Annotated in this window: 14 protein-coding genes; 10 read left to right on the top strand and 4 right to left on the bottom strand. The window is 48.5% G+C overall.

Annotated elements, in window-relative coordinates; genetic code table 11:
- Positions 1-505: 505 nt before the first annotated feature.
- The gene (locus tag C7460_RS18865; protein ID WP_115869693.1) at positions 506-1,207 is read right to left on the bottom strand and encodes a hypothetical protein; all 702 of its coding nucleotides are present in this window, start codon (positions 1,205-1,207) and stop codon (positions 506-508) included.
- Between the two features lie 416 nt (positions 1,208-1,623).
- On the opposite strand from C7460_RS18865, the gene C7460_RS18860 reads away from it, so the two are divergent.
- The 3 genes from C7460_RS18860 to C7460_RS18850 all read left to right on the top strand — a co-directional run bounded on the left by C7460_RS18860 (position 1,624) and on the right by C7460_RS18850 (position 2,992).
- Entirely contained in the window at positions 1,624-2,076 is a 453-nt protein-coding gene (locus C7460_RS18860; RefSeq protein ID WP_221409582.1) for a DoxX family protein, read from the top strand.
- Positions 2,077-2,420: 344 nt separating this feature from the next.
- Positions 2,421-2,657, top strand: a complete 237-nt coding sequence (locus C7460_RS18855) for a type II toxin-antitoxin system Phd/YefM family antitoxin (RefSeq protein WP_115869691.1) — start codon at positions 2,421-2,423, stop codon at positions 2,655-2,657.
- Positions 2,654-2,992, top strand: coding sequence for a type II toxin-antitoxin system VapC family toxin (locus C7460_RS18850; RefSeq protein WP_115869690.1), 339 nt, complete (start codon positions 2,654-2,656; stop codon positions 2,990-2,992). The genes C7460_RS18855 and C7460_RS18850 overlap by 4 nt, the downstream gene beginning before the upstream one ends.
- 228 nt (positions 2,993-3,220) lie before the next feature.
- Here C7460_RS18850 and C7460_RS18845 read toward each other — a convergent pair whose 3' ends face one another.
- Complete coding sequence (locus tag C7460_RS18845) at positions 3,221-3,715, bottom strand: YehS family protein (protein WP_317127708.1); 495 nt, start codon at positions 3,713-3,715, stop codon at positions 3,221-3,223.
- A gap of 851 nt (positions 3,716-4,566) precedes the next feature.
- On the opposite strand from C7460_RS18845, the gene C7460_RS18840 reads away from it, so the two are divergent.
- From C7460_RS18840 to C7460_RS18825, 4 genes are all read left to right on the top strand, one after another.
- Entirely contained in the window at positions 4,567-5,109 is a 543-nt protein-coding gene (locus C7460_RS18840) for an RNA polymerase sigma factor (RefSeq protein WP_115869688.1), read from the top strand.
- A 4-nt stretch (positions 5,110-5,113) separates the two neighbouring features.
- Positions 5,114-5,851, top strand: coding sequence for a HEAT repeat domain-containing protein (locus C7460_RS18835; RefSeq protein ID WP_115869687.1), 738 nt, complete (start codon positions 5,114-5,116; stop codon positions 5,849-5,851).
- 63 nt (positions 5,852-5,914) lie between these two features.
- Complete coding sequence (locus C7460_RS18830) at positions 5,915-6,697, top strand: DUF4097 family beta strand repeat-containing protein (protein WP_115869686.1); 783 nt, start codon at positions 5,915-5,917, stop codon at positions 6,695-6,697.
- Between the two features lie 45 nt (positions 6,698-6,742).
- A complete protein-coding gene (locus C7460_RS18825; protein ID WP_115869685.1) occupies positions 6,743-7,399 on the top strand; it encodes a DUF4097 family beta strand repeat-containing protein in 657 nt (218 codons plus the stop codon).
- 373 nt (positions 7,400-7,772) lie between these two features.
- On the opposite strand, the gene C7460_RS18820 is transcribed toward C7460_RS18825, so the two are convergent.
- On the bottom strand, positions 7,773-9,848 hold the full coding sequence (locus C7460_RS18820) for a glycoside hydrolase family 97 protein (RefSeq protein WP_115869684.1): 2,076 nt from the start codon (positions 9,846-9,848) through the stop codon (positions 7,773-7,775).
- 240 nt (positions 9,849-10,088) lie between these two features.
- On the opposite strand from C7460_RS18820, the gene C7460_RS18815 reads away from it, so the two are divergent.
- Positions 10,089-10,967, top strand: a complete 879-nt coding sequence (locus C7460_RS18815) for a carotenoid biosynthesis protein (RefSeq protein WP_115869683.1) — start codon at positions 10,089-10,091, stop codon at positions 10,965-10,967.
- Positions 10,964-12,709, top strand: coding sequence for a 7TM diverse intracellular signaling domain-containing protein (locus C7460_RS18810; RefSeq protein WP_115869682.1), 1,746 nt, complete (start codon positions 10,964-10,966; stop codon positions 12,707-12,709). The genes C7460_RS18815 and C7460_RS18810 overlap by 4 nt, the downstream gene beginning before the upstream one ends.
- On the opposite strand, the gene C7460_RS18805 is transcribed toward C7460_RS18810, so the two are convergent.
- On the bottom strand, positions 12,679-14,766 hold the full coding sequence (locus C7460_RS18805) for a hybrid sensor histidine kinase/response regulator transcription factor (protein WP_115869681.1): 2,088 nt from the start codon (positions 14,764-14,766) through the stop codon (positions 12,679-12,681). The two genes, C7460_RS18810 and C7460_RS18805, sit on opposite strands and share 31 nt — an antisense overlap.
- Positions 14,767-15,105: 339 nt before the next feature.
- Between C7460_RS18805 and C7460_RS18795 the strand changes: the two genes are divergently transcribed.
- Positions 15,106-24,615: a LamG-like jellyroll fold domain-containing protein gene (locus C7460_RS18795; protein ID WP_115869679.1), complete on the top strand. Its 9,510-nt coding sequence runs from the start codon at positions 15,106-15,108 to the stop codon at positions 24,613-24,615.
- The last annotated feature ends 34 nt before the right edge of the window (positions 24,616-24,649 follow it).

Here is a 24,649-nt window from a genome sequence, read left to right as displayed (position 1 = left end):
ATTGAAAGCTAATCACAATAAGGATTATTCCGTTGTGAAAACATCCAAGGTGGGGAAACTCGCCTTTTTTTATGCCTCACTTTCAAAAAATAGCCTAAAAAATTTCTATCCTGTTAGTTTACACAATTGACGTGTAATAAACAACTCTTCCGGTTTTGTGAGATGGAGTCGCTTCATTTGAAGCTATTCTAATTGGCGTAAGATGCTAGCGGGTGTGCGCTATGGGTGGTAGTACCTATAAAGGAGGCAATCTAATGCCGGCCATACCGACCTGTCAGCCTTTCATGGCTGTGGGGTGAGGCGCCATGCCAAATAATATTCTGTCATGGCTGTTATTTTGCCTCCATGCCAAATATTATTCCGCCTTGGTTCATTATATCCCCTCCATGGCTGCCATGGAGGGGGTATAGTCAGGCATGGCGATGCTATAATGAGCCATGGAGCCAAAAAGGTCGCCATGGAGGCACCATAGTGGGCCATGGAGGCTCATAGGTCGCCATGGAGCTTAGAATTTTGCCCAGTGGGCGCTTTTATAGCCCTTTAGGCGCTCGGGAGATTTCCAGAGGGCGTACTTGCCTGCATCGCGGATTTCGTCTACGGTCTCTTTGAGCAGGGTAAAAGCCTTGTCGCGAAGGGTTTTGTCTTCACCGTTTTCCAGTCGCTCCCCATTCATGGCAGCTAGCACCTTACTTAGGTTTTCACTGATGGCCGCTGAGTCGTCTAGCTTTTCTGTCTGGAAATTGATGGAAGCCAGTAGGTCCTGATGGGCTTTGCCCAGTAAGGACAGGTCACTCAGGTCTTGCACCAGGTCTGCATGGCCTAAGCCTGCCTCTACCTCCTGCACCTTTCCGAGTAGGTCGGGATGCTTTCGAAAAGCAAAGCGGAAGGCATGCTCCAGCTCGTTTTTGAGATCCATGGCTTCACTGCTTTGGGCCTCCCACTGTCGGGCGGCTTCCTCTTTGGTGTTGCGCTTTCGGGTCCACTCGCTCTGTGCATGGCGCAGTGCCCCCAGTCGTACAGGTAGTGCGTCGATCGTACGCTGTGGTAGTCCCACGGCGGTGAGTTTTGGCAGGTCTTCTTGCATCCATACTTCCAGGTCTGCGGCCTCTTGCAAGAAGGTGTCCACTGGCATGTTAGGTTGTTTTACACGGTCGGCTTCCATAGCTTCCAGCTGTGGTAGCAATTGTTCAAAATGAGTTTTGCTCATAGTAAATAATGGTTAGTTAGAAATAAGCGACTAAACTAGTCCCTAACGTTGCCTGTGTCAATCCCCTAAATAGGGGATATTTCAAGAGTACCACCGTCTTTTATCATCAAGCTGTAAAAGTTGCTTCTCGTGATTAATGATTCTTGTCTAAAGTCATCTGATTTTATCTAGAAACCCTGGAGGTTTGGTAAACCAACAGGGTTTCGATTAGGGTAATGACATTCCTGCAATTGCCTACACTTCGCGACTGGCCGTCCGCGACTAGCCGTCCGCAACTGGCCGCCGCCCAGCCAGTCAAACCTCAAGTCTTACATCTCGAGTCTAATGTCTAGAATCTCGAGTCTTACGTCTCATGTCTCCCCTACTGGCATTTGGCGTCCATTTTTCGTAACTTATAGGAAGACCAAAACCAGTGAATGATGAACATGCTATCACAAATCGAACATTGGGGCGACACCCACCGGGCCAGCTGGCTGGTGGTGCTCCGCGTAGCCCTGGGCGGACTTATCGTCTTCAAGGGCGTGTATTTTGCCATTAATCTGGACCAGCTGCAGGCACTTTCTCAATCGGTGGCTTACCTTTCGGTAGGTGCTGCACATTATGTCCTCTTTGCCCACCTTCTGGGCGGACCCCTCATCCTGCTCGGCTATTTTACGCGTACGGCCTGTCTGATGCAGCTACCCGTGCTGATTGGTGCGGTGGTGTTTGTCAATGCGCCGAATGGCCTACTGGCCCATGGCAACAGTGAGCTGTGGGTATCTGTACTTACGCTGCTGGCGCTGTTGCTCTTTAGCGTAATGGGTGCTGGCAAGTTCTCCCTGGACGAGCTACGCCGAAAAGATGAAGAGCGCTCCGGCAAGTGGAGTTGAAAGTGATTTAAAACCCTGAAGGTGTACTTTGGGGTTTTTTGTTGGGTGATGGAGGCTTTTAAGAAGTGGTGAAGGCTAGTGGCATTGGTGTCTTCTTTATGAAGTCTACTATCTGCAATTTGATGAATCCCTTAACGCATAAACCTCCAAGGTTTTCGAATAGGGTAATGACTTTCCTGCAATTGTCTTACGCTTCGAGACTATCCGTCCCCCCAGCATGACAAATCCTCAGGGCTTACGTCTTAAGTCTCGTGTCTCCAGTCTTCGCCTATTGCATCTTGTCCCCCGTTCGAATAAGGCTGTAATTGACTAACTTAGCTATCTGGCGTACGTTTGATATCATTATGGAAGAATACAATGTACATACTGCTAAAACTCATTTTTCACAATTACTTGAAAAAGTAGCGGAAGGGGAAGAAATCATTATATCGAAAGGAAGCACCCCTGTGGCAATATTGAAAAAATATGAGGAGCCATTACAAAAACGGAAGGTTGGTCAGCTAAAAGGTAAAGTTCATATAGCTCCGGATTTTGATGAATTTGGTAGTGACTTACAAGAGATGTTTGGCTTGAAAGCATGAATTTTCTGCTCGATACCCATATAATTTTGTGGTGGTTGGCTGCTGCTCCGGAGCTAAGCGAAAGTGAAAAGCAACTCATAGAAAACAGGCAACATAGAATACTTATAAGTGCAGCTTCACTTTGGGAAATCAATATTAAAACGGCCATTGGAAAACTTAAAATTGCTCCTGAATATGTTGAAATACTTCGTGAAGATGGCTTTGAAATGCTTGAAATTAACTGGTTTCATACCCAAAAAATCCTCGACCTCCCAACAATACACAATGACCCTTTTGACCGGATGTTGATTGCTCAGGCAATCACTGAAAATGCTAACCAGGGACAAATGGATTAAAAAATATCCCTACGATATTTTTACTGTTTAATTAGCTTAAGCGCTTGAAAATGGTTGGGTGGAGAGGCATGCCCGGCCTGATAAACCTGCCTATCGTCTAAAGGCTTGCCTACCACCTTTTGTTACCTGCCTACTGACTCAGCATTCAAAACCTGCCGTCTTACGTCTTAAGTCTCGTGTCTCAAGTCTTTGCATACTGAAACCTGCCTATTGCCTATTGTTCCCTGCCTATTGCTTATTGCAATCAGGTCGGTACTGGTACTGGAGGCCTAGCAAGAAGTTGCGCAGAAACTGGTCTTTGCATTTGCGGTATTGTTTTTGGCCTGGCTTTCGGAAGATTGCGCTTAGTTCATGTTTGCTTACCTCGAGATTGGCCCGGTCCAGTACGTCCAGAATGTCCCGGTCTTTGAGATTGAGGGCTATTTTCAGTTTCCTGAAGATGATGTTGTTGTTCAGGTTTTTCTCAGGTTTGGGAGTTTCACCATCTCTGGCGCCTCGTTTTTTTACGATCAGCCCGGAAAGAAACACTGCCATCTCTTCGTCGTAGAGGGTGGTTTGTGCTTCGTCTTCATCATTTTTCAGCCAGTTGCTGATCTCGGCGCGTGTCACCTCCTGGCCTCCGAGCCGAAATAGCTCGATTACCTGATCATCGCTAAAATCAAAAATGTATCGGAGGCGTCTGAAAATGTCGTTGTTGGTCATAGGTACAATGCTCAGCTGCAAAACTACACCCTTTTAGCCCCAGGTTAAAGAGCGTTGCTTGGACCTTGGAGAAGTAGATCCGGGATTCGATGAATATTGTTTCAGCAATTGTCAGACTTAAAACCTTGGAGGTTTCCCAAACCTCCAGGGTTTCTTTCTCGAAGTATACTTCCATCCAGCTGGTAGCTGGTGTATGGTTTTGTCTTATGCTTCGCGACTTGCCGTCCGCGACTTGCCGTCCGCGACTTGCCGTCCGCGACTTGCCGTCCGCGACTAGCCGTCCGCGACTAGCCGTCCGCGACTAGGCGCCCCCCAAACTCATCATAACCCCAATCTCAGCATGACAAAACCCAGACTAGCTCCTGCCTTACAGTCTTTGTCATATTGTCAACTAGTCCAGAATCATTTTTTTTTAGTCTAACGTCTCGCATCTATTGTCTAAAGTCTCCAGTCTTTGCCAACTGCCTATTGAAACCTGCCTACTGCAAGCTGCCTGTTGCCATTACTTATTGTTCCCCGACTAATGTCTTTCAACTTTACCTAAAAACCTTGGAGGTTTCCCAAACCTCCAAGGTTTCTTTCTCAAAGTATAGTTCCATCCAGCTGGTAGGTGGTGTATGGTTTTGTTTTATGCTTCGAAACTTGCCGTCCGCGACTTGCCGTCCGCGACTTGCCGTCCGCGACTAGGCGCCCCCCAAGACTCAGGGTGACCCCAATCACTGCAAGATGAAACCTTCGTCTAAAGTCTCGCATCTATTGTCTAAAGTCTATGATCTAATGTCTCTCAAAAAAATTCTCCTCACCACTTGTAACCTTCACTGCCATTCGGGGTAACTTATCCGAATTGACCCAAAACCAAACCTAAACGACTGTTGAACAAGGTAACCGATGAGCAACTGATGGAAGCCGTGCAGCGGGATAAGCTGGACCAGCTCAATGTGCTATTTGAGCGCTATCAGAAGCGTATCTACAACTACTTCCTCAAGTCCACCGGAGATGTAGAGGAGAGTGCGGACCTCACGCAGGCGGTATTTATCCGTGTGCTGAAGTACCGCAAGTCTTACCGCAGCGGCAGTGCTTTTGAGTTTTGGATCTTCCAGATTGCTCGCAATCAGGTAAAGGATCACTTCCGAAAGCTGAAAGTCTATAAGGACCAGTTCACGGACTTGCAGACTATACCCGATGTGGAAGAGTCTGATGAATATGCACTCCAGAGCGAACGCGAACGGCGCCTGCAGCTGGCCATGAACCAGCTACCGCCAGACAAGCGTGAGTTGCTGGTATTGGCCAAGTTTCAAAACATGAAATACGAAGACATAGCCAACCTGCGCTCAGCCTCCGTATCGGCCATCAAAGTGCAGGTGCACAGGACCATCCAGCAGCTTAGGGCTTACTATTTCGAACAAGAAGACTAAAACGATGATACACGCAACCGACGAACAGCTATACGAAGCAGCCGAGGCACACCCTGACGATGAACTGGCTCTTCACCTTGCCCAGTGTGAGGCATGCCGAAACCGCTACGAAGAGTACTGTGCCGTGCTGCAGGTGATCACCGAAAGCAAGGACGAGGAACCACCACAATCCATACGCTGGGAAGTAGAGGCGGCCATTGCAGAGGAGCGGGCATCGATACCTCGCCAAAAGCCTTATTTGCAAATAGCAGCTGCTATTTTGCTTTTGCTCACAGGATACGTGGTAGGTACTTATCTGGCGCCCACCCATCGCAAAGAGGTGATTGCACTGCAGTCGCAGGTGAGTCTGCTTAAGGAAATGGCCCTGGTCAATGCCCTGGAGCCGCAGACAGCCAGTGAGCGTATACAGGTAGTCAATCAGATACAAGCCAATGAGCCTACTGTCAGTGAAAAGCTCATAAGCACCCTGATCCGTACGCTGAACACAGACGATAGTCCTAATGTACGCTATGCCGCAGCACAAGCGCTGGAGCGCTACATCCATCAGGAATCCGTGCGCTTGCAGCTGGCTGCTTCTTTGGAGTTTCAGACAGATCCGCTCATACAGCTTTCGCTGATCTCCATGCTGGTAGAGGCACAGGAAAAAGCCGCCATCAAGCCCATCAAAGAGCTATTGGGAAATCCCAATGCTCCGAAAGAGCTCAAGCAACAAGCGCAGCTGGCGCTCGATATCCTTACTTAATGCATTCAAACGGCCAATTGAATAGATATAAAACCGATTTGTAAAAAAATTAACACAACAAACATGAAACGAATACTGACTATACTGACCGTGCTAGCCGTGAGCTATACTGCTACGGCACAGCTGAAGACCTTCAAGCAAAAGATTGCCGGCAATACTGAAGAGACCACTTTGGTGATCGAAAACCTCTTCGCCGACCTGGTGATCGAAGGAAGCTCTACAGGAGAGCTGCTGATCGAGACAGACGACTATGAAGGCATTCCCGAAAAGGCGAAAGGGCTCCGTCCGCTTTCGGCCACAGGACCAGAAAATACCGGCGTAGGCCTTAGTGTGACCACCTCCGGGGGAGAGATTTCCGTAAGTGCAGCCAGTGGCAGTGCCAATGACGGCACCTATATTTTCAAGGTGCCCAAGAACCTGAAAGTCCGTGCAGATCTCAAAAGCTGGCAGGGAGGAGACATTGTCATTCGCAACATGGCCAATGAGGTGGAAGTCAAAAGCATGAATGGGGACCTCCGATTTGAAGACGTGACCGGTCCGCTGGTAGCCAATAGTATCAGCTCGGACATAGAAGTGGTCTTTACCAACCTTAGCCAGAGTTCGCCCACGTCGCTGAGTTCTACCAGTGGCGATATAGATGTCACCCTTCCGGCCACCACCAGGGGTAATTTCAAGATGGGATCCATTTCCGGAGAGATCTATACAGACCTGGATTTTGATTTCGAAAATGACAAAGACCTGCAGCGTGTAGGAGGAGATATGTCGGCCAATGCTACTCTCAATGGAGGAGGCGTAGAGGTGTCACTCAAATGCATCAGTGGTAACGTATACATCCGTAAAAAATAGTCATTAGGCACCGCGCGCTCGCGTGGTGCTCATAAACCCTAAGCCATGAAAAACATACTGACAACACTGCTGCTGCTGGCAGCCTGGGTGACCTATGCCCAGACACAAGTGACCGAGGAGGCCAATATTACCACGCAAAATGAGCTGTATCTGGACTTGGACTTTGCCGGTGAGATTGTGATCAAAACGTGGGATCAACGGAAGGTAAAAGTGGACGTGACCGTATCTATAAACGGTGGAGAGGACAATGACATCTTCGAGCTGGAAAAACGAATAGAAGAAGATCGCATCACCTTTCGGCTGAAAACCGAAAACTGGAAAAAACTGGAAAACCGAGCGAATCAGCGGGACTGCACCTGGGAAACAGATCTGCACTACACCGTGTATATGCCCGCAGACATGCAACTGGAAGCGAAGACCATAAGCGGTAGTTATATGCTTGCGCCACGCACTACTCCCACCCGGCTCAAAACCATCTCCGGAGATATAGACATCACCGTCCCAGCGGGAGTCGGCTTACTCTTTGACGCCAAGACTATCTCCGGGGAAATCTACACCGACCTGGACGTCACCTACCCAAATGGAACCGACGGGCTGCGCCAGGTGGTGGGCATGGATGTGCGCGGCCAGATTGGCGATGGTCAGCGGCGCATGGATCTGCATACGATCAGCGGCAATGTGTATTTGCGAGACGGCCAATAATTACGCCGGCCATCTCGAACTCGAAATCACATGGGCATGAATTTTCGTCCGCAAAATTTGAACGCTAATTTTCGAGCTCGATATTTACTTACAACGCATAGCGGAAACAGCTAATAGATAAAATAGCAATTATCTGATCTAAATATGGATAATAACAATTACCTAATACAGTTATAGAAAACAAAAGATTTTTAGAATAAAAATGAAGTTATTAACACACACATCAACACGTTATAAAATAATAATATTGTGATAGATACCTGAAAGGTAGTCTGTACCCAGAGCTTGTGGCAGCTCAAATACTCAAACAAAAAAGCCCCGGGTCTTCATAGATCCGGGGCTCAAAACACTGATTAAGTAGTAGTAGAAGTGTTTATTCTTTTGGTAAAAGGCTCACTGCAAATCCTCCTGCGGCTGCCATGTTTACCAGTATTTCGTCTCCTTTGGTCACTTCCATCTCCAGTATGTCTATGGCAGTGGGATTGTCCAAATAGTGCGTATCCGCTGCATCACGGTAGATTTTTGCGATGTATGTGGTGCCTTCGGTCAGGAAGTCCAGCTGGAGTGTATAGTCTAGTGGGTTTTCGTCGGTCATGCCACCTACAAACCAGTTTTCACTTCCGCGCTCCTGACGAGCCATCACCAGAAAGTCGCCCGGCTCACCGTCGAGCACCTTGCTTTGCTCCCAGTCTACTGCAACTTCTTTGATAAACTCAAACGCAGGATTGCCACGGTAAAACTCCAGCAAATCGGCAGCCATTTGTATAGGACTATAGATGGTCACATAGAGGCCAAGTTGTTGTGCCACTGTGGTTTTGATAGGGTGGTTTTCTTTGTACGGAAGCAGGCTTGGATTGAGGATGCCCGGCGTGTAGTCGATAGGTCCTGCGAGCATACGCGTAAAGGCCACAATTGGTAGGTGTTCTGGAGGGCTTGCCCCTTCTCCAGCCCAGGCATTGTACTCCTGGCCACGCACGCCTTCACGAGAGATGGCATTCGGGTAGGTGCGGCGCTTGCCCGTAGCTTTGATCGGCTCATGCATGTTGATCGCTACTTTGTATTTGGCACCATACTCTAGTGTCTTCTGGTAGTGATTGACCATCCACTGGCCGTGGTGATACTCACCTTCAGGGATGATGGTACCCACATATCCGGTTTTTACTGAGTGGATGCCCAGCTTGTTCATAAGCTGATAGGCTGTATCCATGCGCTCTTCGTAACGCGCCACAGCGCCAGAGGTTTCGTGGTGCATGATGATTTGCACGCCTTTACTCTTGGCATAGTTGGCCAAATACTCCAGGTCATAGTCCGGGTATGGGGTGGTAAAATCAAAGATGGTATCCCGCATGTCAGGCTCGGTCCAGGTTTCCCAGCCGGTGTTCCATCCTTCTACCAGCACGCCTCCAAAGCCATGCTCGGCAGCAAAATCCAAAAACTCTTTGGTATACTCAGTGGTGGCGCCATGATTGCCGCTGGCATAGTCCCAGGTGCGGCGGTTGAGGTGCATGTCCCACCAGATACCAAGGTATTTCATGGGTTTAAACCACGATACATCGCCAATTTCATTTGGATCGTTGAGGTTTACAATCATCTTAGACTCGATCAGGTCACCTGCCCGATCAGCAATTTGTACGGTCCTCCATGGCGTTACGAATGGCGCTGTGGTTTTTACCTTGATGCCTGCGGCATTGCCTACCAGTTCACTGACCATGCTCAGGTTGGTAGTGTCTACCTTGAGCGTCATACCGGCATAGTCGGTAAGATCTGCCTCGTGAAAGCTAAGGTAGATGCCGTCATCGGTTTTCATGGTCAAGGGTGTGTTTACGGCATTGCTGTGTAAGTAAACCTGCCCCAGATGATCACCCGGGATAAACTGCTCGTAGGCATTGATCTCCGAAAACTTCGAAGTAGTGTAGAGGTACTCGTAGATGTCCCAGTCGCCAGGGATCCACCAGACCTTGTGGTCACCCGTGAGGTTAAACTCCGTCTTTTCTTCGGTGATGATAACGTCTCCCGACAGAGCTTCCTGCTTAGGGAACTCGTAGCGAAAACCTATTCCGTCATTAAAAGCACGGAAAACAATGTGAAAGTTGCGTCCAGCACCGGAGGTTTCATTGAGTCGAACACGCAATTCGTTGTACTGGTTGGCCACTTCGCGCTGTTCACCCCAGGGCATTTCCCAGGTTTCGTTTACGGTGTTTTGGTCTACACCTGATACTTCCAGATTCAGGCCCAGCTCTGGCTGATCCTGAAACTCAAAACCCATAAATGAGGTGCTGATTTGTTCTTTGCCCTGAAAGGCGACACGATAGGCCGGGCGTCCGTCGATCAACTCAAAGTCCACCACAATTTCACTATCCGGAGATTGCAGGCTGTACCGCGTTTGTTGATTTTCCCCACAGGCAGCCATGCCAAAGCAGAGCACTGCGAGGTAGATTAGATGTTTCATACTTCTTTATACGTTGATTATTAGCTGGGCTAAAAGTAATGATATCGACAAGATATCCGCACTGATTTTGCTAAATCCAGGACTGGCGATTTTTTGCAAAGGTTTGCATTGACAAATTTTTACAACTCGTGACTGATGGGATGGATTACAACATTCGTCGAAAGCAGTTTTTCTATACGTCAGGCTTTTCTATTTTAGACCCACCTAACACATTTTTAAACCTATCGCCGACCTGTTCCCATGAAAGCCAACAGACATCTGGTAGTGTCTCTTCTCGTTTTTTATGTCATTACCGCACTTCTTAAAAACCTGCTCAACCTCACCCTAATCATAGACCTATGGGTGCTGATTGTCCACCTGGTGATGGGAGGCGTTACGCTCATTCACGCTTTTCAGTGGATTGGTAAGAAAAACACCCTCGTCTTTTTTCTCATCACGTTTGTGGTGGCCTGGTCGCTGGAGTCGCTGAGTATTGCTACCACATTCCCATTTGGTCACTATTACTATACGGATCAGCTGCTGTTGAAACTCGGTCAGGTGCCAGTGATCATCATGTTTGCCTACTTTGCGGTGGGCTACCTTTCGTGGGTGATGGCTCATGTGTTTGCCGGATGCTACGGCAAGCCCTATGGACGTGGTGACGTATTTCTGGTCCCAGGACTCGCTGCGATTATCATGGTGGCGTGGGATATGACTTTCGATCCGCTGAGCTCTACCATAGTGGGGCTATGGGTGTGGGTAGACGGAGGGAGCTACTTTGGGGTGCCTATTCAAAACTTTGCCGGGTGGTACCTGTGCGTATACATTATTTATACGCTGTACTTTTTGTTCATCAGGAGCAAGCAGCTCCCAGTCACTCCCAGGCAATTGGAGTCCCGCTGGTTTTGGGCGTATCCTGCCCTTGCTTACCTCATTTTCTCGGTAGATACGATAACAAAACCATTTCGCGCACTGCTGGGCTATGACCCCAATGCTCCCGTACCGGCAGTAAATGAGGAAGTGGAGCTGTGGATGACTTATGACATCTATTATGCGCTGGCACTGGTGAGCGTATTTACCATGACCTTATTGGGAGCACTGGCTTTGGTACAGGTTTATAAAAACGCTGACCTAAAATGAGTCGCCTCAAATCCTATGTGCTCGTGGTGTTTTGCTACCTCCTGGTAGGTTTAGCGGCTGCACAGGTGGTGGACGTCTCGAAGCTGTCCGAAAGCTATCGGCTACAAGGCAATGAAATGGCTTACATCCGAGATACTACCACCTCCCTTACTATAGTAGACATTCGTTCAAACGATTGGCAGCAGCAGTTTGACTACCTGCCCAATGTCTCCCTTGGGCTGCAAGAAGATCCCTACTGGCTGCGGCTGCAATTTGAGAATAGCGAAGTGGACAAGGAAATCGTACTGGCGTTTCACTATCCATTGTTTGACACGCTAGAACTCTACCACTACCACGAGGGTAAGCTGGTGGCCAGTCATCACACTGGAGACCTTTGGCCCTGGAGTACACGCCCGGTAGAGTTTGTTGGCTTTGGGTTTGATCTAACCATGGAGCCGGGAATGCACCAGGTATACATCCGTGCGCACTCCCACAATTCCATGAATTTGACAGCAAGTGTGAGCAGCCCTGATGCATTTACCCGGGAGCGTCTGGAGTCTGATCTCGTGCACGGCATGTATTATGGCTGGCTCATTGTAATGGCGCTGTACAATTTGTTTTTATTCTTTTCTGTACGTGAGCGCATCTACCTCTTTATGGTAGGCCTTCCGCTGGCCAACCTGTTTTTGTTTTTGTCACTTTCGGGTTACGGTACGCAGCTGTTTTGGTCAGAGAGTTTTTACATGAAGCAAAATGCATTTGTGCTCTTTGCCGGAGTGGTGGAGATCCTCAGTGCCTGGTTTACCTCTGCCTTTCTAAACCTGAAGAAAAACAATCGCTTTTTCTATCATTATATGAACGTGCTGGCCATACTTGGGGTGCTGTTTTGTGGGCTTTCGTTTGTGGCAGATTATGAGGTGGTCATCAAGCCGCTCATGCTTTTCATTTTCCACAATGCACTTATTTTTCCTTTTGTGGCCGCCTTGCTCCATTTCAGAGGTGAGCAGCGGGCTTTGCTCTTTCTCATTGCCTGGGCGCTGTATCTGCTGGGCACCATACTGGCCATCAGTGTGGGCGTAGCTATAGAGCTGCCCGGTTGGGTCAAAAACTTCAACATACTTGAGATAGGTTCTGCGCTGGAGACCCTACTGTTTTCCCTGGCGTTGGGAAACAAAATCAATACGTTGAAGGAGGAGGTAACAGTAAAAGAGAAACAAGCTCTGAAAGCTAAGATTGAGCACCAGCGGCTGTCCGCTCACAATCAGGAGTTGGACTTTCAGCTAAAGCTGCGCGAAAAGGATCTCCAAAATGAAAAGCAGCAACTAGCCACTACCACGCTGTGGCTCACCCAGAAAAACAGCGTGCTACAAGACCTCCAAAAAAGCCTTAAGGCACTCGAGGGCGAAGCTGATGCTCAGCATATCAAAGCGCTTTCGAAAAAGCTGGGCAACCACCTGCATGCCGATCAGGATTGGGAGCGCTTCAAAGAGCATTTTGAGAAAGTGCACACGGGATTTTTTAGTTCACTCTACGAGCGATTTCCAGAGCTGACCACCAATGAGCAGCGCTTGTGTGCATACTTGCGCATGAACCTCTCCAGCAAAGAAATTGCCACGCTGCTGGGCGTTTCGGTCAATGCTATAGAACAAGCAAGACGCAGGCTTCGCAAGAAGCTGGGTATCTCCAATACAGAAACCAACTTGCTTATGTTTTTGCAGGAGGTAGGTAGAGATCAGGAAATGGAAGTGCCAAACCTGCGCTGATAGAGCTGACTGAAGTGGGTCTGGTTTTTCCAGCCACAGTGCAGAGACAGCTCTCTGGCAGTGATGTCCGGGTTAGTCATTTTGATATTCCGTGCCTTTTGGAGTTTTACCTCTGTGAGAAACTCCCGAGTACTCAGGCCTGTGGCGGATTTGATTTTTCGGTACAGACTACTGGCCGACAGCCCAAATTCATTACACAGCATCTCCACACTTAAGTTAAATTCCGAACAGTGACTAGCAATGTGAGACTGAAGCTTTTCGATGAGTGCTTTGTCTGGGTTTTCCAGTGGTTCGGAGCTGATTTTGATGTACTCCTGCCGGCTCTGCGCATTGATCAGGGAGTTGTTTACCCGAGCTATGAGCTCTTCCGGGTCAAATGGTTTGGCCAGAAAATCATCTACACCCAGACGCAGCATAGCTAATTTGGCATCAGCCAAAGCCGTGATTACGATAATGGGGGTACAATTGCCGGCAGCCTTGAGCTGAGTGATAAACTCACGGCCGTTCATCCTGGGCATCATGTAATCCACCAGTATAATTTCAAAAGTATTGCTTTTGATCAAGTCGAGACCCTCTACTCCATTAGAAGCGTGCATACACGCAAAATCCGGAAAGATCGAGCTAATCATTTGCCTTAGTTCGGGCTGATCTTCTACCAGCAACATTTTAGGTTTAGCTGTCAAAGAATCAGTCAACTCTTGCTCCACAGTCTGGATGGGTACGGAACTGGACTGATAGGCTGATGCTGCAGGGCTCGTCAAAGGCAACAGAATGATAAATTTTGAGCCCTTGTTGGGAATACTGAATACTTTGATTTGACCCCCGTGCATATCTATGATCTCGCGAGCATATGCCAGGCCTATCCCACTACCTCCGGCTTCATTCACAGAATTTTTTGCCTGATAAAACTGATCGAAGATAAACTCCAAATCTGATTCGCAGATCCCAATACCGGTGTCCTTTACACTTAAGTAAATAGTGTTTTTCAGTGGGCCATAACGAAGCTCCAGGGTTACTTGCCCACCTTTATCGGTGTACTTCAAAGCATTGTTGAGCAGGTTGTTGATAGAGCGTTCCAGATAGACCGTATCTGCCTGTACTTGTTGTTTGCGATCTGTATAGTCGTGCAAGTTCAGGTCTACACCTTTTTGGTGATAACTGGCGGCAAACATTTGATGCACCTTATGCACCAGCTCCGAAATATTGATGGCCTTAAGGTTTAGCTCCAGGTGATTGGAGGTCATCTTCGAAAGGTCAATCACGTCGTTGACAATGCGCTCTATCCGATGAATTTGACCATCGATGTTTTCTTTGTGCGAAGGGCTGGGCCCACTTTTAAATACCTGATAGAAGGTACCTTTCAATATGGTAATAGGTGTGCGAACCTCGTGCGCCAGGTTTTCGAAGAATCGGCGCTGATAGCTATGGAGTTCTTCCAGTTGTGATTTTTGCTTACGAATGAGCGCATGGTCTTCTACAGCCTGATTGCGTTGTTCGGCCAGTTGATTTTCATTTTTCAGGTTGAGGCGTTTGAAATAATTGACAATGATGTAAATGGTGATGAATAAACCGAGTGTAGAAAATGGAAGGACATCATCTTTGCCCGGCAAATCCATCAAAACTTTTGGTAGAAAAAAGCAGGCAATGGCCAGAAGGAAATAGGCGATGTTTACCCACTGATTGTCGAAAAACACGAGAGCTACCAGCGGGAAGGACAGGTAAAAATACTCTGCGCCCATCCCCGGCTGCAGCAGGTACGAAAAAGCAAAAACCTCGGTGTAAATCATCAAAAGGAAAATGCCACATGCGACATGATGCCTGGCGCGGTGCTGTAGGTAAAACAAACCGACGATGGCCAGCATGACTGTGCCATGAATGCTCAGGCTGATGACAAAAGGAAACTTTGGGATGAGGTAATCTTCCAGTAGAAAAAGAACGGAAAGACCCATTCTTATAAGGAAAAACGTATTGAGCATCCGCACTTTTTTACTTTCCTGCGGAGTGTCTGCATGTTGGGTGCCAGTAGCTACCAGGCTACTTAAAGTTAAGCGCTTCATTGGATCGGTTGGTGGTCAAAAAAACATCCAAGGCTGGAACTGGCAATCGTAAATTTAATGCGAAACAGAGCCCTCACCAAACAATTGACCGGTATCGTAACAAATCTGACCAGTTTCGAAACAGGGATTCTGCTTTTTTTGAGCTGCGATTATTTAGTCAATGTTATCACCAAACCGGCAGCACATTCCCAACCATTTTTTCAGGCTGTATCAGTGTTGTAGGGGTGGATTTTTAGGCTTTAAACGCTCTATTGGCTCTTTTTGAATCGTCGGATGGCAGCATCTATAGGTGGTCATCCGTGGTGATTAACTAATGTTTTTCCCTAACCTCAATAAATTATGAATCAATCGACAAGCACCAATCATCAAAAGCTGCGGCAATTCCTATTTGCTGCGTGTTGTATTTTTAGTATGTGGCTGCAGCCCCTCCAGGTCTCAGCCCAAAACGAACCACAAATCAGCGTGCCGCTGATGGATCCGGGCAGCGTCACCAACTACTACGCTACTAAAGGCGAGTACTACAACATGGAATACTATCCGTGCGAAGGCCTCATGCGCTTTGTGATCTATTTGAAAGATGCTAATGCTGCTAATAACCACAACGAGTTGTGGGATTTTGCCATGGGCCATGGGTCTTACGAAATCTTGAAACTCAACGACGATGCGAGTAGATATGGAACGGATGATGTAGATAATGGCCAAAATTACCGGGGGAGTGTTTTTGATCACCCAACTGGTGATGGGTTTAGCGTAGCACAGTTTGAGGGGGTCACCAACGTACGTGTGGAAACCGTAAACGGCAGAAGCAACGTTACCGTGCTACGTTGGGACTGGCATGTGCCGGCAGATTTTTATGGAAATACCGCTGTACCTCTTTCCATGCACATGGATTGGGAAGATAAAAATAGCGAGACCACTGGGAATACAACTCAGCTACCAGATCTCTCCTTTCCACTCATGGGCCCTATGTCTCCGCCCCGCGCTTCTCCCCTTACCAACACACGGGGCTTCAACGTGACCTGGGATGCCTTTGCCGACTGCCTTGGCTCTTCTGAGTCTAATGTGACCCTTTCCCTTTATCGCTATTCGGACCAGGAAGCTCCCAGGCTGATAGCCTCTGGGCTCTCCCCTTCATTGGCGAGTTATGATGATGTGCATGATGCTGCTACCAATCCCATAGACGAGTGCAATGATTACTATTACAGAATTCGCCCGGTGGTCAACAATGACTTTGGTGACCATGAGCAGCAGCTCTCCACGGATGAAGTGGAGCGCGTAAAATATCTGGAGCTACTGCCAGAGCCGACCAACATACAGGCTACACAAGACTTGTGTAGTGGAGAAATCAATATTACCTGGGAGTGGTATGAAAACAATCCCTCTGATGGGTTCCTAATTGAGTGGGGTACTAATACCAATACCATCTACGAGTTGACTACTACCGCTGGTTCTGCTCGCTCCTATACTCACGCGATTAATGATGCTGAGGACAGGGATCGCAATTTGTACTACCGGGTGCGATCGGTCAACAGCTGTGGGCCTACCAACAAAACCAATACCTCATCAGTACTGGGGATAGCCCTGGCAAGTCCTAATGCCACACCCAGCAATGTGACACTTACCCAACAAACCAATGGTGTGGAAGTGACCTGGGACGAATCCATTACCAATGAAAAAGGGTTTAAGCTCGTGCGTACCCGTACCGGTGGCGGCAGAGCGGAGGTCACCCTCGACCCCAATACGACCAGTTATCTAGATACTGATACGGAAGTCTGCGAGAGTTATGCTTATGAAGTGATCGCTTTCAATGATTGCGGAGAAACCACTTCAGGTGAGTCTGCACCAATTTCGGTGATTACCGATTTGTCTTTGGCCTATGAGCCTGATTTTTTAGAGACATCCAAGGGATATTTCACCGATCGTGCAGAGCTTATTTGGAGCATGAAGGATGTAGAGCCTTACGTGGATTTTCAGAAAATCTATCGCCGGGAGCTGGGCAGTGCGGTAGTGCCTCAGCTCATCGCGACTCTGGATGGACAGGTGCGCTCTTTTGAAGACCCCAGAATAGATGCGGGCGTATTGTATGAGTATTTTGTGATAGCCGAGGCTACTTGCGGCCTGGAGGATTTGCAGTCTTATGACATTAGCCTTCTCGATGGCCAAGACTTTGCAGACTGGACCAAACCTACTCAGGGAGTGGCTTATGGCGTTTCGCTCCGCAGCCCTGTAGCAGTGGTCAATGGCAACATCAGCTATGGTGGCGGCATAGCCGTACCCGATGTGCGGGTAGTGGCCGAGCGTGAGGCGGGGCTCTCTGGTAGTTCGTTGGTTTTTGGGGCAGGTGATAAGTTTCATGTTCCTCATAGCACATCATTGGAGTTCGAAGATCAGTTTACCGGTTCGGTTTGGTTTAAAACCACGGCTAATACCACGCAGGTGGTGTTTTATAAAGACGGACTGTGGGAAGTATCCACAGACGGTAGTGATTTGACCATTTATGTAAGCAATGGCACCTGGCAGCGATTGCACGCGAGTGACGTGATCGAAACGGGCAACTATTACAATGTGACTACTACCTATGACGGGTCCGTGGCAATCCTTTACCTTAATGGTCAGGAAGTGGACAGAACCCCAATGACTGGCAACCTACAAGGTGATGGCAAGTCCGTCATCTTTGGTGGGTATAAGGATGCGCGCTATGATTTTCATGGCTATATCGATGAAGTGCGACTGCATGCGGAAGCGATGGACTCCATGACAGTGGCACGCACTTATGGGCGCTATTTTGCCAAAGACGAATACAGTCTGCGCGCCTACTGGCCTATGAATGAAGGCGTGGGGCCTTACCTGTTTGACGCCTCCAATACGGGCGGCGTTTACAACAAAAACGATGGAGAAATCGGTACGGCTCAGTGGAGCAATGACATCCCTACCAGCAGTCAGCTGGGCAACTCTGGCTATACCAATGACGCTGGAAACTATACCATCGCAGGTATTTACTACTCAGGTACAGGTGAAAACTTTACCGTAACGCCTACCATTACACTAGCGGGCGTAGTGCATGAGTTTGATCCCGGCAATCAGGTGGTCTTTTTAGGCGAAGGAAATTCCGTTCAAAATGGCGTAGACTTTGAAGATGTTTCCTCCTTTCAGGTTACTGGTAAAGTTGTATTTGACTATGGATCACAAAATGCGGGCTCTGAGGATGTTGGCATCTACCTGGATGGGATACCGGTTTCGGATGGAGTAGGCAATGCCGTAAAAACGGATGAAAACGGAGAATTTAATATCTCTATTCCTATCGGTGAGCATGTACTGTCATTCAAAAAAGGTTTTCATGATTTTGAAAACGATGGACTGTGGCCGCCGGATGGGTCCAAACATGATTTTCAGGAGGACGTTTCGGGCATCGTGGTGCTCGACCAGACCTTGCGCAAGATTGCAGGTCGTGTGGTAGGGGGTACTCGTGAAGGTGAAAAACCTGTAGGCTTTGACCGGTCAGTTAATAACATAGGGCAGGCGCAATTTGACCTGGTGTCAGAAAATGGCCTAATCAAAACAACAGTAGTCACCGATGTGAATTCTGGAGAGTATGAGGTAGAACTTCCACCACTTAACTATTTGGTTAAACTACCCGGCACCAATGACCCGGGTATCGACGTGATCAACAACCCTGGTATATCCTTCTCTGGTTTGGAAACCCTGGAACTGTCTGAGGTTTTTGCTGATCTCGTAGACCGTGATACCGTATACAATGGCAGTGGTGAAGTAGATCGTGTAGATGAGTACACCTACCATCTCAAGCGCAACTTTATCTACCGAAATGCTCCTCAGATTCAAGTGACAGAAGGCAGTGAAGGACTGGAAGGTGAGCAGTACCTGGGTGAACGCACGGGAACATTTGCCGATGATGAAGGTGCCGAATATACCATGACCCTGACCGATGGCTCTGGCTATCAGCTGGGCATGCCTGTATACCAAATGGCCCGACGCTACGGACTAAAGATCGCCGTATTTGAAACCTATACCAACTACGACAGTGGTAGCGGTGTAGACGATGTGGTGCCGCTCAATGATGCCACCATCAATATTTCCAATACCGTAGGTCCAGGCTATTACTATGATCAGTTTGGCGCGTTTAACAACTACCCGGCAGGTAGCACCGATCAGATCACGCTAGCCGATGCAGATGGTGATACCACCTATTATTTTACGGCGGATGAACCCAACTTGAATATCAATGAGTCGGACCCGGCAGAAAGTTACACCCGAGCACTGGCCATTTCCGTGCAGGCAGGAGGCAATACCGCCACCTGGCCCAATCCGCTGGATGCATCGGAAGCTCAGCTGGTGTATGTGCTAGGTTCTAAAGGGACCAATACCAATTTTATCACCAAAGCACCAGACAAAGTAGATTTTATCCTCAGAGATCCTCCTGGTAGTGAAAGCTACGCTACCATAGAGAGTGGACAGTCGTTTACCAAATCAGAGTCCATGAGCATAGCCTCAGAGTCTAGCGTAAACATGAACCTTGGGGTAGGTCTCGGACTCAACACACTTGTAGGTGGAGGTATCTGCGGTGTGGGAGAAATTTTTGAGATCAAAGCAGAAGCCACGGTAGGTTTCAACGTGTCTACTTCGGTTGGCACTGAAGGGGAAAAGGTTGAGACTTATGAGTTTACACAGAGCTTTTCTACCAATGATGACATTATAGATGTGGGAGCAGACGGTGACTTGTTTATCGGCAAGTCTGAAAACTTCCGGTATGGTATTTCTGATAACCTGGAGCTGATACCAGCTGAGCTGTGCGGCCTTACTGAAGTACTGTGCGTAGACGGTATGCCGTCAGTGTATGGATCAGACGGTAGAGAATATAAGCTGGGCCGTAGGTACGGGTTTTACCTGGTGCCTGATGGAGAGCCTACGTATTTTATCTACTCCCAAAACCATATCGAAAACTACTTGCTGCCAGACTACATCACCTTGCGCAATACGGTGATGGAAAACAATCCGGCCTACGTGTCGCGTCTGCTACCTGAGCATTCCAATTACGGTACCAACAATGACGATCCAGTATGGGATGCAGCCGTATCTTCGGAGGATCCATACCTGACCGAAGAGGAAGACCTGGACGGCCCGAGCTATGTCTTTACGCCAGCAAACCCATCAGATATCGACTCTATCCGATGGTACAACCAGCAAATCAGACTCTGGAAGGAAACCCTCGCGCAAAATGAGCAGGAGAAAATAGAGGCTATCAACTCCGGCGTGGGTAAGGAAAATTACAGTGTTTCTGGAGGTGCGGTTTACAACAACCAGAAGACCTTTACCCAAAGTGGTACCCGGACTACTACGTTTGAGCTGGCACTGGGTATGTCAGCAGGTGCTTCGGTATCATTGGATGGATATGGAGTGTCTATGTCCATGGAGCTGAGCGCGGCCTTCGAGCAGTCGTTTGGCATGTCTAGCAGTATCACTGAGGAAAGCACCATTACCTACGCCTATGAGCTCAACGATCCGGATGTAGGAGATTTTATGTCTGTAGATGTCTATCCTGGAGTCAATGGCAATGGCCCGGTGTTTAGCATTTTTGGTGGCCAGACCATGTGCCCGCATGAGGCGGAAATCACCACTAAATATTATCAGCCAGGTACTGTGATCAGCAATGGTACGCTTCAGCGCGAAAAACCAAAAATAGATGTGGCTGTAGCCGAAGTGTTTAATGTGCCTGCAGATGAGGAGGCAGTTTTTACACTTACGCTGACCAACGAAAGCGAAAGCTTTGATGACCAGCTCTACACCCTGGAAGTAGTAGAAAGCACCAATCCAGACGGTGCCGTCCTGCAAATCGACGGGGCGACTTTCAACACCAGCCGCGAATACCTCGTGCCAGGCAGTGGCGCTATCAACAAGACGCTGACCATGAAGCGTGGGCCATTTGAGTATGATTATGAAGACATCAAAATCGTGATCCGCTCGCTGTGCCAGTACGACCCTACTGATAACGATGTAGACATCACCGATACAGTGAGCATATCGGCGCATTTTCTACCCGTATGTACGGATGTGTCTATCCAACGTCCTGCAGACCTCTGGACCGCAAACTTTGAAAGTGAAGATACCGTGTCCATCGTGATCAATGACTTCAATGTAAACTATGCCGGGTTTGAGCACATCACGCTGGAGTACAAGCCGAGCCAGTCTTCTATCTGGACTCCCGTAGAGACTTTTTATCGGGAGTCAGACGATGAGGAGGCATTGCTCATACCACGAGACAATCCAGTAATCACTTACGACTGGTCAGTGAAAGATTTACCGGATGGTACTTATGACCTGCGTGCATATACGAGCTGTTATGTACCGGCCAATGATGGCTATGTGCAGGCCGAGTCTGCCGTAAACTCCGGGCTCATCGACCGGGTAAACCCGCATCCTTTTGGCAATCCTTCGCCTGCAGATGGGGTGTTGTCACCCAATGATGAGCTCATGATTCAGTTCAACGAACCCATCAATAGCGGGATTTTGACCAGCTCCAGCTTTGACATCCGCGGGGTGCTCAATGGTGGTGACCTTCGCCATGAAGCTGCCGTACACTTCGATGGTGTGGATGACTACATGCAAATTCCTGAAGGACTCAACCTTTCACGCAAGTCATTTTCTATCGACATGTATGTGAAAAGAGATGATACTAACGCTGCAGTACTTTTCTCTCAAGGCACTCGTGCGGAGAGCGGACTGGAAATTGGGTTTGATGCTGCGGGGCATGTATACCTGACTCTGGCAGACACGGTAATTACCAGCACTACAGCCATAGTAGATGATGCGTGGCACCACATCGCGGTTGTCTACGATATCGATCGAGAAAATGCTGAGCTGTTTATCGATGGTACCAGCGACATAGTAGACAATAGTTTTGTGACGGCTTACAAAGATCAGGGAGCCATCGCTGTGGCCAAAAGTGTCTTTGATGAGTCGCTGCATTTTGCCGGCTATATCCATGAGTTGCGTATCTGGAACCGTGCTCTGAGTGTAGCTGATGTAAACACCGCTGCTACCAAACGTATGGCCAGAACCTCACGCGGGCTGCTGGCCAACTGGCAAATGGAAGAAGCCCATGGCACGATTGCACAGGAAAAAGTAAAACTGCTGCATGCAGACGTCCATGGTACCTGGCAGGTGTTTCCGGCAGGACTATCTATAGCTTTTGATGGTTCTGGTTATGCAGAGGCAGTAGCACCTGCCCTATCTGCTGAGCAAAGTTTCACGGTTGAGTTTTGGGTGAAAACCACCGATACCAACGCCTCTATTTTGGCTACTGGCAAAGGAAATGGTACAGACTCCAACCAAAACGGATGGAACTTACGCATCAATGAAGATGGAAAACTAGAAGTACACAACCATGGTGAATCATTCTTATTGGCTTCATCAGCCATCAATGATGGGGATTGGCACCATGTAGCACTCTCCTGCAACCGCCTCGGCAACATCAATGGCTTCCTGGACGGGGTAGCTGGCAATGCTGTGGAAGCCGCTGGCTATACAGGATTTAGCGGAAGCAAACTGTGGGTTGGAGCCCGTGGGTGGTTCGATGGGTCCGTACAGGAAAACGACGAGTACTTTACAGGAAACCTGGATGAGCTGCGCATTTGGAATACCAACCGATCGCTGACGCAGGTTGTGCAAGACCAGTATAACAAACTTACAGGTGAAGAAGCTGCACTGGTAGCGTACTACCCTGGAGAATCTTATGTAGAAGTTGGTGGAATACTAGTGAGTAAAGCCACAGCGGCCAATCATGCAGCCGACGGAAGCCTGACTTTCTCAGGTCAGGAGTTTTCGGAAATTGCTCCGAATGTGAAACTGCCTCGCCCGGTGGAGAAAGTAAACTTTACTTATTCGTCTAATGGTGACAAAGTGGTCCTCAGCCCTACGGATGCAGATGCGCGTATTGAGAATACCATTTTAGAAATTACGGTAAAGGACATTCAAGACCTGAATGGAAATTCGCTTCAATATCCAGTAACCTGGGCGGCATACATCGATCGAAATCAGGTCGTATGGCTCCAGGAAGACATCCGTCTGGAGAAAGACCTGGGTGAAACGCTGACGTTTGAGACGCGGGTGACCAATACTGGCGGAGCTATTGCGGAGTTTACCATCGACAATTTGCCATCATGGCTGAAAGCCACTCCTGCCTCAGGATCTGTGGAACCGCTCAGTAGCGTGCCGGTCACATTTGAGGTCAACAAAGGCCTCAACATCGGTAAGTACAATCAGGACATCTACCTGCGTACTGATTTTGGATATGATGAACGCTTGGAACTAGACCTGAAAGTATATCAGGCACCTCCTGCAGACTGGACGGTCAATCCTTCAGAGTACCAATACTCCATGAGTGTAATAGCTCAGGTGATGCTGGAGGGGGCATTGTCTCGTGATGAGGATGTAGCTGTGGCGGCTATTGTGGATGGTGAGGTTCGTGGAGTAGCCCATCTGGAATACATCGCAGCGTATGACAACTATCAGGCATACCTTTCTATCTATAGCAATGTGCCTGCTGGTGAAGAGGTGGACTTCTACGTTTGGAATGCCTCCGAAGGACGCATACATGCCAACGTCACGCCTAATTTTGATTTTGAATCTGACAAAAGGCACGGTACGCCTGCTAGTCCTGAAGTGCTGGAAGTGCCCGACTATGTGCGTAAGGAGCTTCAGGTTCAGAAAGGCTGGCAGTGGGTGTCTTTCAACCTGCAATCTAGCGAGCAGTCGGATGTCAATAGCTTCATGGCTGGGTTTGATGCTCAGGAGGGAGACCTGCTCAAAGGTCAGTACGTCTTTGATCAATATGATCCTACCATTGGCTGGTTTGGCTCGCTTACCGCAAATGGTGGACTACAAAGTCATCAGATGTACAAGCTCAAATCGGATCGGGCTGGGGAGTTTGTTTTCGAAGGAGAAATCCCCGACCCAGCAGATGTGACCATCTCTGTAAATGAGGGCTGGAACTGGATCAGCTTCATTTCCCAGCGAAACATGAACCTCAACGAAGCCCTTTCGGCATATGATGCCACGGTGGGAGACGAAATCAAAAGTCAGCGTGCTTTTGCAGTCTATACCGGTAGTGCGAATGGCTGGCTGGGAAGTCTGGAGACACTGGTGCCGGGTGAAGGGTACCTGCTACATGCCGCGCTGGCAGACGAGTTTGTGTATCCAAAAGAAAGTGTGGTGAACGGTCGATTGGATACGTCGGTTCCCGAGTTGCCGGTGGCCATAGACGTTTTCAAGTATCCAAACAACATGTCGCTCATAGCGCAGCTTCCGGGAAGTGGTGAGGATACACTCATCGTTTACCATCAAGGCGAAGTGGTAGGATACGGACTTCCAGCAGGTGGCTATTCTGGCCAGCAGCTATATTTTACTACCATTTTTGGTAATGGTCCACATGGCGAGCTAGAGTTTGTAGCGCTCAATCAGTCCCTGACACCACTAGATCCTCCATCGGATATTTCGTTTGCGCCTGATCAGCGACTAGGTAGTCTGACCCAACCCGTGTTGTTTACGAGCAGGGTAATGAGCGTAGCTTCTACTCAGTCTGAGGTTTACCCGAACCCGTTTACAGAAACGGTGACCATCACGGGAGATGCAGGTGCGGGCAGTTCGTTGCACATTGAATTACTGGATGTCAGTGGTCGACTGTTAGGCACTGTACATACCGAGTCGTCAGCATCCGGAGCCTTTGAGATCACGTGGGATGGCCGAATAGGTGAGACTTCTGTACAGGCAGGTATGTATTTCATACGTGTCCGATTGGGAGAGCAGCAGGAGCTTCTTAGGATCATTAAATACTAACCACCATGGAAGCTCTATCGAAAAACCAACCCCT

The sequence above is a fragment of the Marinoscillum furvescens DSM 4134 genome (genome assembly GCF_003386095.1).
GTDB classification, from domain to species: Bacteria; Bacteroidota; Bacteroidia; order Cytophagales; family Cyclobacteriaceae; genus Marinoscillum; species Marinoscillum furvescens.
Note: the sequence above shows the minus strand (reverse complement) of the source record. Positions and strands in the feature narration are given on the sequence as shown.

Excerpts from the sequence above, each read along its gene's own strand:
- C7460_RS18865 (WP_115869693.1), bottom strand. The coding sequence starts at position 1,207 with ATGAGCAAAACTCATTTTGAACAATTGCTACCACAGCTGGAAGCTATG.
- C7460_RS18835 (WP_115869687.1), top strand. The coding sequence starts at position 5,114 with ATGATACACGCAACCGACGAACAGCTATACGAAGCAGCCGAGGCACAC.
- C7460_RS18850 (WP_115869690.1), top strand. The coding sequence starts at position 2,654 with ATGAATTTTCTGCTCGATACCCATATAATTTTGTGGTGGTTGGCTGCT.
- C7460_RS18860 (WP_221409582.1), top strand. The coding sequence starts at position 1,624 with ATGATGAACATGCTATCACAAATCGAACATTGGGGCGACACCCACCGG.
- C7460_RS18805 (WP_115869681.1), bottom strand. The coding sequence starts at position 14,766 with ATGAAGCGCTTAACTTTAAGTAGCCTGGTAGCTACTGGCACCCAACAT.
- C7460_RS18855 (WP_115869691.1), top strand. The coding sequence starts at position 2,421 with ATGGAAGAATACAATGTACATACTGCTAAAACTCATTTTTCACAATTA.
- C7460_RS18830 (WP_115869686.1), top strand. The coding sequence starts at position 5,915 with ATGAAACGAATACTGACTATACTGACCGTGCTAGCCGTGAGCTATACT.
- C7460_RS18810 (WP_115869682.1), top strand. The coding sequence starts at position 10,964 with ATGAGTCGCCTCAAATCCTATGTGCTCGTGGTGTTTTGCTACCTCCTG.
- C7460_RS18795 (WP_115869679.1), top strand. The coding sequence starts at position 15,106 with ATGAATCAATCGACAAGCACCAATCATCAAAAGCTGCGGCAATTCCTA.
- C7460_RS18820 (WP_115869684.1), bottom strand. The coding sequence starts at position 9,848 with ATGAAACATCTAATCTACCTCGCAGTGCTCTGCTTTGGCATGGCTGCC.
- C7460_RS18825 (WP_115869685.1), top strand. The coding sequence starts at position 6,743 with ATGAAAAACATACTGACAACACTGCTGCTGCTGGCAGCCTGGGTGACC.
- C7460_RS18815 (WP_115869683.1), top strand. The coding sequence starts at position 10,089 with ATGAAAGCCAACAGACATCTGGTAGTGTCTCTTCTCGTTTTTTATGTC.